The organism is Vibrio sp. 1S139 (assembly GCF_041439475.1).
Taxonomy (GTDB): domain Bacteria; phylum Pseudomonadota; class Gammaproteobacteria; order Enterobacterales; family Vibrionaceae; genus Vibrio; species Vibrio crassostreae_C.
Map to the genome: position 1 here is coordinate 1 of NZ_JBGOOD010000101.1, position 9,202 is coordinate 9,202.

Below are 9,202 nucleotides of genomic sequence, written 5' to 3' on the forward strand. Positions count from 1 at the left end.
TGATATTCATCAACGAGTGCCCACACAGATTGATAGGTTTAAATTGTTAAAGAGCGCTAGCGTTTTGTGATTCACATCTCAGCCGCTAGGGGTGCGTACTATACCTGCACCACTTTGAGAGTCAAGGGTTATTTTCAAACTCTTTTTCTCTACCGATTTCGCTGTGTGACTTTCGTCTCACTCCGTGTCGGTGAGGCGGCATTATAGAGAGATTGAGATGGAGCACAAGGGCTTTTTGAAATAAAAGTTTTGTTCGCCTAAAAAGCCACCAGATCCGCATTTTTCGAATAAAAACTAAACATTTGAGACGTATCACAGCAATACATTGGAAAAATGGAAGCCATGAACGTAAGATTCATGTGTCTATTTTGTTAATGGTAGATGCGTCTATTTCGTTTATTAATATGTAGTATTCCGATATGAACTCAAAAAAATCGATGTTGTTAATTGTCGCACTGGCTGTATTAGGCGGCATTGTTTTCTCTCAGGTAGATATATCGCCTGCAATTACCTTTATCCTTGGTGTCTTGGCTTCCGCTTTTGTTGTTAACTTTTCAAGCACCGACTCAAAATCAGATTCAGAACCTAAGGCTTCAACCAAAACACTTTATGTGGGTAACCTTCCATACAAAGCGAACGAATCACATGTACGTGAATTATTCTCAGAGCATGGTGAAGTATTTGCAGTACGTTTAATGAAAGACAAACGTACTGGTAAAAGAAGAGGCTTTGGATTTGTTGTTATGGCAAGTAATGATGTGAATCATGCAATCTCTGCACTTAACGATAAAGATTACATGCAACGCACTTTAAAAGTACGTGTTGCAAATGATCCTAAACATCCTGAAGCGGACGAATCTGAACTGAGCTAAACCCTAACTGCTTTAACATACTATTTAGTGCACTTTCTTTTTTAGGAAGTGCACTACAAAAAACTTCACGTACTCCCCCTTCTTTATTAACGCTTTCCAAACCCAACAAATCTTGAACCCGCTTAGCTATCGCTTTACCAGAATCTATCAGCACTACACTTTCACCTAGTACTTGTTGAATCTCTGATTTGATCAATGGGAAATGAGTACATCCTAATACAGCCACATCAATTGTGTTGATCATCGGCTGAAGGATTTGCTGTAACTCTTCAAGGCTAATCTCCTCGCCTCTGAGTTTATCTTCGGCCATATCCACCAGCCGAGTAGAACCCAACAGCTCTACTCTTTTATTACTCGAGAAGTTTTTGATGAGCTCGTGTGTGTATTCACGAGTAATCGTCGCGGGAGTCGCAATAAGGCCAACCGCTTTATTAGCCAGTAACGAAGCAGGTTTGATTGCCGGGACTACGCCGACAATAGGGATAAGGTTATTAGCGCGAAGTGTCGGCAGGACTATCGTACTGGCCGTATTACAAGCTATCACCACGATATCAATAGCGTGACTCGCCACAAAACTGGCGACGATACTTTGGACTCGCTGAATGAGGACTTGCTGATCGAGCTCACCATAAGGGTAAGCCTCGTTATCGAATACATAGATATAGTTGTGATTGGGTAGTAACTGGCTTATCTCTTTATATACAGACAGACCGCCAACTCCAGAATCAAAGACCAATATGTTTTTTTGTATGCTTTCCGACACAACCATTACCTGTAATAAGTTCCGCAGCAATGATACCCCTTCACCTAGTTTTCGCCAATCATCACTCTACATAATGCAAGCTCGGTAGCGTTGATGCCCAAAGCGCTCACCCTGCTCTACATTTTCTAGCTCTATCTTAAGCTTACCTTTAAAGCATGGCGCTGACGTGACTAAGGTATGGAACTCACCATCTTCTCCACATGGGTCGACGTGACTTGGCAAACTGTCTATTAGTTCAGGCGTGTATTCTTTCCCGCAATAGCTCATGTCTAATGCATCGCTATCAACTGTGACGAGAAAGGTTTCGATTCCTCTATTTATGATTTCTTGAGCCAGAGTTTGGCTACTCTCTCCCAGTAGAGGAAATACACACTCCCAGCCCGCAGGTTCTATATAACTTCTTCGGTAGTCAGCAATACCATTGCAAAACATATCGCCGAATGCCACGGCATCAATAGATAAACCCGATCCTTTAAGCGCCGTAACAATCGTACTTTGATAGATCTCGTTACTTGGGAAGACTTCCGGCAGCTCAATCGTTATTAATGGCAAGCCGAACAATGTTGCCTGCATTCCGACAACCTCGATTGACGTGACTTGGAAAGGAACCTCATCACCAACATACGTAGTATAGAGAGCAACAACTTCATACTCGGTGCTTTCAAGTAGACGTTCTAGGGTTAATGTAGAGTCTTTGCCTGACGACCAACTTATGACGACTTTCTTTTTCATTGATATACCCAATAAGAAAAAACCGCCCGAAGGCGGTTTAGGTGATAATTAGAATTGGTAAGTAGCATTCACGTAATATGTACGCTCTGGTGATGGGTATCCACCAGCAGTCTCGTACTCTTCGTCAGTTAAGTTATCCACTCGACCATTTAAAGTAAGGTTTTCATTCGCATAGTAGTTCACTGAAACATCAAACAAGCTATACGCTGCGAGATCTTCAGAGAAGTCCGGTCTCTCACCTACATATTGGAAACCTAATGAAACATCAACATCATCGAAACTAGCCACTGCATTATACTTGTAAATCTTCTTAGCTCGGCGTATCAGTTGCTCACCAGATTGATCTTCTGGGTCTTGGAAATTAGCGCTCACTTGGTGGTTAATAAAGCTAGTATCAAATCCAACGACCATTTCCACACCACGTAATTGGCTTTCGCCATCGGTATTGTAGTACTTACTTGTCGCGTAGTTGTAATCAATTAAGTCTTCGACGTTCGTGTCATAGCCAGTAATCGACCAATCAACATCCTTGATTAAGCCACCAAAAGTCAGTTCAAATGAATCTGCCTTTTCAGCTTCTAACTGTGCATTACCGTAGTAGCTATATAGTTGATACAAGTTAGGTGCTTTGAAGGATGTGCCATAAGCTGCTTTTACAACAAGCCACTCAGCATAACGATAGCCTAACCCTGTGTTGTAAGTAGTTTCTGTACCAAACTGCTCATTGTCATCAACACGAAGACTCAGTTCTCCGAACACTTTATCCGCATCTGCGTTTAATGCAGCGAAGTACGCAACATTCGTTCTGTCGTATTCAGTATTCGAAGGCTTAACAATATAAGCCTCATCACGCCAATCTACACCACCACTAAGAGTCAGTGACGACGTTAGTTTGTATGAATTCACCCATTGAACATTTAGCTGTTCAAGCTCATCAGATGTTGCTGACGCTGAGTTCTTGCCTAAAGACTGTTCGTAGTTCCAGTTATCTTGATTCTGATAGTTAACTAAGAAATCAGACTTAAGTTCACGGCCACTATATTTAACACCAGTAGCAAAGGTCGAATTTTGAACTTCAGCTTCTTTGTAAGAATGGTCTGTACCAAATGAACCATCGTACTGAGAAATGGTTTCAAACATACGGAAATTCGCGAAGCCACTCCATTGCTGATCAAAATTATGAACATAACCAATTAGAGCATTGCGTGATTCAAAACCATGGCGATCACCATCATTAACATCTGGTAATGGATGAACGTTGTATCCCTCATCGGAATCGTAACCAACAGATACGTTCAAGTGACCATTTTCACCGACCTTAGTACCACTAACAAAGCTCAGCTCTTGGTAATCTAAGCTTCCTAAACCTGCACTAACTGCCGTTTTTTCATTGTCAGAGTTTGCAACAGTAATAATGTTGATAACACCGCCGATAGCTTCTGAGCCATACATAGCGGCACGAGCTCCTCGAACGTATTCCACTCGGTCAACGAATGTAATTGGTAACTGGCTAAAATCGACACCACCCTTTGCAGCTCGCGCAAAACGAATACCATCAATGAGAACAAGCACTTGATCAGAGTTAGCACCACGAACAAAGATCGAAGCTTGCTGTCCTCGGCCTCCATTTTGTGAAACCTGAATACCCGTCAATCGTCTAAACACATCTGTTAGAGACTTAGCTTGAATTCGATCGATATCTTGGCGTGTTACTACTTCAACTTGAGCGACAACACTTTCCGTGCTTTGCTCAAAACGGTTAGCCGTAACCACCATGGTTTCGTCGGCAGATGCTTGTTGGGCGTGTAAATTGGAGATAGGTGAAAGCAGCGATGCTACAGCAACCGCTAAAAGGGATTTGTTCATGTTGTGATCCTAAATCGCGTAAATTCCTACCAAACCACATGTCATGGTTTAGCCGCTGGCAGGTATTCGGACTCAAGAGCACAACCTTATGGTTACCTGATATTCGACTTCCCACAAAAAGCTATTTGCAGTGTCTGATGAATACTCGTTCTCTTTTACCGCTGCGCGTCAGTTCTGGATTCACACCAGATTCCCTCTTCAGCCATCTATACATCTAAATGGCACCAGCTTGCCGGAGATAGTATTGACCTCTGAATCATTTGTCTAGTCTAAGATAGTTATAAGCTATAGTTTTCATGGTCGATTTACATTGAATGGCGCTCAACACTGGACAAGCGCCTGTGATTGAATAAAATCTGCGCTCTTGATTTAAAAGCACGACAGCAAAAGGCATAACCATGGCGAATTTAGATGTAAACCCGCAACGCTACCAAGAACAACTGGCAGAAAAGACAGAGCGTCTTACAGAAATGTTCTCAGAATATGATGTGCCTGAACTGGAAGTGTATGAATCTCCAGAACAACACTACCGCATGCGTGCTGAGTTCCGCGTGTGGCATGAAGGTGACGATATGTATTACGTCATGTTCAATCAAGAGACTAAAGAAAAATACCGCGTAGACCAGTTCCCTGCAGCTAGCCGTCTTATCAATGACCTAATGCCTCTATTAACAGATGCAATGAAGGACAACCACTCTCTGCGCCACAAGCTATTCCAAGTAGACTTCCTTTCTACGTTAAGCGGCGAAATTTTGGTGTCATTGCTTTACCACCGTCAATTAGGTGAACAGTGGATTCAAGATGCTAAAGCACTTAAGCAGCAATTAAACGATGAAGGTTTTAACCTAAACCTGATTGGCCGTGCGCGTAAGATGAAAATCGTACTGGACCGCGACTACGTAATTGAAAAGCTAGATGTGAATGGTGATAGCTACATCTACCAACAAGTAGAGAACAGCTTTACTCAACCCAACGGCAAAGTGGCAGAGAAAATGTTGGAATGGGCTGTCGATTGTACTCAAGACAGCAAAGGCGACTTACTTGAGCTTTACTGTGGTAACGGTAACTTCTCATTAGCGCTAGCACAAAACTTCGAGCGTGTACTGGCAACTGAACTGGCGAAACCGTCAGTAGAATCTGCGCAATACAACATCGCTGCGAACAACATTGAAAATGTTCAGATCATCCGTATGTCTGCAGAAGATTTTACTGTAGCAATGGAAGGCAAGCGTGAGTTCCGTCGTCTACAGCAAGCGAACATCGATCTTAAGAGCTACAACTGCAACACTATCTTTGTTGATCCACCGCGTTCAGGTATGGATGTTGATACTTGTAAGATGGTTCAAGGCTACGAGCGTATCATGTACATCTCTTGTAACCCTGAAACATTGAAAGAGAACCTAGACATCCTAAGCGAAACGCACGACATCACTCGTTTTGCTCTGTTTGACCAGTTCCCTTACACGCACCACATGGAAGCAGGAGTCTTATTGGAGCTTAAAGATCAATAAGTTATACGCCATCAGATAAGGTAAATAACTCTACTGGGTACGGCTCTGGGTACGGGAACAAAAATTTTCATCACTACACTGCTGAGACTAGAGCTTACCCACCGGAAAATTCTTCATCAGCTTTTCATCAATGCAACTACGTAAAAACTGATTCATAGGTTGCATATTGTTCGTTGTGTAGAAGTCCAACATCAATGTGTTGAACTCTTGCTGCCTTTTAGCTGGGACATTAATAATCGGATAGCCTTTACTTAATAAAATCCCATTCATCATAAACCGTCCCGTTCGCTTATTCACATCCCAAAAAAATTGGTTTCTAGCCATTTGTAAGAAAGCCGTGATAGCTCGATCGTAAACATCGAGTTGTACGAAAACATTAGCTTCCATTTCTAACCATTTTTCATCTAACTCAGTTGGAGCTGGTGGTTCATACTCTGAGCCTGTAATAGACACATACCCTGTACGAAACTTACCCCACTCCAATGCTTCCTCTTCCGCTGCAATAGAATGAAGCGTTAAAGCAGTTTCTTTGGTAAACGAAAAACTGCCATTATTAACTAACTCGAAAATATACTGCCAAGTCTTGGCTTGATTTTGAGCCATGTTTTGATCGCTGATCCTATGCCCACCAACCGTTACCCCATCAAGGATGGTTTGCACTTCCGGTAACGTCATAGCAACGCCTTCGAGATTAACAGCGTTATACACCAAAGAAGGGACATCACGTTTTGCGAGCTGCTTTGCAAGAGGAATATTGGGAGTCATCCCCCACTTAGTATCAGTACACATGGCTTTTCTATTTGTTATTGAGTCAGAACCCTGATTATACATTGATTACTCCGACTTAGTTAGCAACTAGGTTGTATGAGTAAATCCAATTAACGCCTAGGTAGACGGCTAGCATACTGCCACATATAGCCAACAAGAACTTTACGAGTAATATTGACGCTTAGCGTGAGATATCAGAGCAAGAGGGATGCTTGTCGTTGCTTTCTGTGCTTGATTACGAGAGTAACAGAGTTTTACACCTTCAGGCTCCTCAAGGCTTAAGTGAAGAGGCCAAATGACTTCTGTCAAAGGAGTGCTGTTCGTTTCTGTCTGATAAGTAATTTCTAACCATTGCTCGGTATATAAAGCACCAAGAATACTATCAAGCTCTGGCGTCATTGCCTGCTTGGACCAATGGTGAGCACTTTTCTTATCGACGGGTAGTTTATTTAACCAACGCTTATCTCGATTCCCATCATGCAGCTTTTCAAACTGCTCAAGATAAGGAGAAATCGCTTCAAGGAAACGACTCCTTACTTTGTCTGGTAAATAATGAAGAAGCATGCTTGAGGATAGATAGGCGACAAGAGCCGCATGGGGAAAGCCTTCTAGATAATTAGCACGATATCGCACAGCATGAGAGGTCCCCACAGTCAGAACCTCAATACCTAGTAACTCTTGTAGACGTCTATTCTTTAATATCCGCCTAACGGAGTGATAACTCGCAGATGTACCACGAGAGATGACAGTATCAGCAAGAGCTTGGTAGCCTAATGGTTGAGATGTGTGCTTGGGAATAACATCACAAAGAGTCAGTAAGACTTCCATCGTTTTGATTGGGTGTTTATCGGCCAAAGAAGTGCCACTTTCTATTTCAAAGATGGCTTCCCAGAGTAATGACTGACTTTGCACATTATGCAAAGTTGGTTTTTTACGATGGATGAGATGATTAATCGTGATGTTAATCACAACTTAAACCTTCAACGTCAGTGTTTGCAAATAGTGCAAAGCCAATATGTAGCCTGCTTACTTTTATTTAGGTGTAAGAGGTTCCAATGAAAAGGTCAGGTTTATGGATAACTTTATCTTTATTTATCCTACCAGCCGCAAACGCATCAATTAAGAGTGATATTGAGCAGCAGTGGCGAGTAGTTAATGAACTCGTTAATGATGAAAGCATAAAAGTAACGATACAAGCGGCTGATTTTAACGATGACGGCGTCTTAGATTACGCAGCTTACAGTTCGTACTTTTGCGGTAGTCAAGGATGTATTTATGACATTTATTCAAAGATTAATGGGCAGTATTGCCAAGTAGGAAAATATGACCTTGATATTGCTCTATTTGAATATCAAGGGGAGTTTACACAATGCAGCGACAATTTTCTCTCAGTAGCGAATAAAAATCGTTCCCCTCAAGAGCCTAAAGCAACGGACAACCAACAAACTCACACTTCTGAAGCGGATACTACGTATCGCAATACAGGTTTAGTTTCAATCTCTCTAAAAACGACTTATGCAAGAGATATTACTCTTCGCCAAGTTCCAATCCCGACTCTGATTATTCAAGCTGTGACTGATTCCGTTACTTTGCAAGGAGTCACTATCAATAGAGGACACTGTCCAACAATGAGTAAAACACTGGATGGTAGGCCACTTAGCTTCTTCCCTAGCTCACTGCAATTTGGCCAAAAGAAAGCCGTGGGGTTTCGATGCTCAATTGAGGACGTATTAGAAGTAAAGGTTCATACCAATCTTGGTAATGAATATTTTTCTACTTCTAATTAACAGAGAGGGAATCCGACGATTATGAATTACTTAGCTATTATTGTTCTTGTCATATTCATGTTGCTAACCGCAGCTTTTGACTTTTTGGTATACGTTGTATTTTCGGTAGGATATTTCATACAAGATACTTGGATGTGGGGGCTGCTCTTTTTTTCGGTTCTTGGAGTCATCTATGGGAAAAGTCACGGAAGAACATTCAGTTTATGCGTGGCCTTAATTATCGCTTCTGTCACTCTATGGCATGAATTTTATGTTACTGACGAAGAAAAACAACAAACGATTTCCGTTGCTCAAGAGTTAGGTGCGATGTACAAGCAGATGGGCGCAACAGTGGATATCAACGGCTCAAAATTGACAAACGCTTTTACCTTTCCGTTACCCAAACGCATGTTACTTTCAGATATAGATCAAGTTGAAAGTAGCTTAGATGATACTATCGAACGCGTGCTTGGTCCTAAGTTTAGAAACTTCCGTGCTTATCGTGAACTTGAATTGGCATTTGAAGAATTTTTAGATCATGGGGGTGAAATCGAGACGATAATTAAAGACTCAAAGGGAGAGGGGGTTTTTAGAATTCAGGTGGATGGGTTCCAAGACTACAGCCTAACGGTTATCACTCAAAAATAAAGCACCATATCAAAAAATAACAGGTCTATATTACCTAGGTGTATCTCTATTCTTAATCGCCCGTAACGCTCTTATGCGCTGCGGGCTTTTTTGTGCCTGTAACCTAAGAGGATTGACCTATGCCTACCCAATTACCCATTGCAACCTATGAGTTTCCTGCGCCTGTTACGGCCTTGCAAGTACTCGAAAAAGCCGCTGATATCTTAGCTCAAAGCTTTGAAGTGTAAGCGTCTTTAAATCGACTCATTGACTTTCAAGCCTCAACACAGATACCGC

Annotated in this window: 9 protein-coding genes and 1 riboswitch; of the genes, 4 read left to right on the forward strand and 5 right to left on the reverse strand. The window is 41.9% G+C overall.

All coding sequences use genetic code 11. The features are described 5' to 3' along the window. Positions 1-419: 419 nt before the first annotated feature. Positions 420-872, forward strand: a complete 453-nt coding sequence (locus ACED46_RS20645) for an RNA-binding protein (RefSeq protein WP_017061054.1) — start codon at positions 420-422, stop codon at positions 870-872. Here ACED46_RS20645 and murI read toward each other — a convergent pair. Genes murI through btuB form a run of 3 tightly spaced genes read right to left on the reverse strand, consistent with a single transcriptional unit; the run spans position 835 to position 4,233 of the window. Next, positions 835-1,641 (reverse strand): glutamate racemase, encoded by an 807-nt coding sequence (murI, locus tag ACED46_RS20650; protein ID WP_017061053.1) that lies wholly within the window; start codon positions 1,639-1,641, stop codon positions 835-837. The two genes, ACED46_RS20645 and murI, sit on opposite strands and share 38 nt — an antisense overlap. A 60-nt stretch (positions 1,642-1,701) precedes the next feature. Next, positions 1,702-2,367 carry an ATPase gene (locus ACED46_RS20655; RefSeq protein WP_017061052.1) on the reverse strand — a complete coding sequence of 222 codons (666 nt, stop codon included), beginning with the start codon at positions 2,365-2,367 and terminating at the stop codon, positions 1,702-1,704. 48 nt (positions 2,368-2,415) lie between these two features. Continuing rightward, positions 2,416-4,233: a TonB-dependent vitamin B12 receptor gene (btuB, locus tag ACED46_RS20660; protein WP_371722331.1), complete on the reverse strand. Its 1,818-nt coding sequence runs from the start codon at positions 4,231-4,233 to the stop codon at positions 2,416-2,418. 39 nt (positions 4,234-4,272) lie between these two features. Further along, a riboswitch (cobalamin riboswitch) is annotated at positions 4,273-4,477 on the reverse strand. Between the two features lie 154 nt (positions 4,478-4,631). Here btuB and trmA point away from each other — a divergent pair. Continuing rightward, on the forward strand, positions 4,632-5,744 hold the full coding sequence (trmA, locus tag ACED46_RS20665) for a tRNA (uridine(54)-C5)-methyltransferase TrmA (RefSeq protein ID WP_371722332.1): 1,113 nt from the start codon (positions 4,632-4,634) through the stop codon (positions 5,742-5,744). Between the two features lie 87 nt (positions 5,745-5,831). Here trmA and ACED46_RS20670 read toward each other — a convergent pair whose 3' ends face one another. Both ACED46_RS20670 and ACED46_RS20675 read right to left on the reverse strand, forming a co-directional pair. Further along, positions 5,832-6,575, reverse strand: coding sequence for a Fic family protein (locus ACED46_RS20670; protein ID WP_371722333.1), 744 nt, complete (start codon positions 6,573-6,575; stop codon positions 5,832-5,834). A gap of 99 nt (positions 6,576-6,674) precedes the next feature. Next, positions 6,675-7,367: a hypothetical protein gene (locus tag ACED46_RS20675; RefSeq protein ID WP_371722334.1), complete on the reverse strand. Its 693-nt coding sequence runs from the start codon at positions 7,365-7,367 to the stop codon at positions 6,675-6,677. A 200-nt stretch (positions 7,368-7,567) separates the two neighbouring features. Between ACED46_RS20675 and ACED46_RS20680 the strand changes: the two genes are divergently transcribed. Then, the gene (locus ACED46_RS20680; protein WP_371722335.1) at positions 7,568-8,299 is read left to right on the forward strand and encodes a hypothetical protein; all 732 of its coding nucleotides are present in this window, start codon (positions 7,568-7,570) and stop codon (positions 8,297-8,299) included. Between the two features lie 21 nt (positions 8,300-8,320). Then, the gene (locus ACED46_RS20685; RefSeq protein WP_265676046.1) at positions 8,321-8,926 is read left to right on the forward strand and encodes a hypothetical protein; all 606 of its coding nucleotides are present in this window, start codon (positions 8,321-8,323) and stop codon (positions 8,924-8,926) included. Positions 8,927-9,202: the final 276 nt, after the last annotated feature.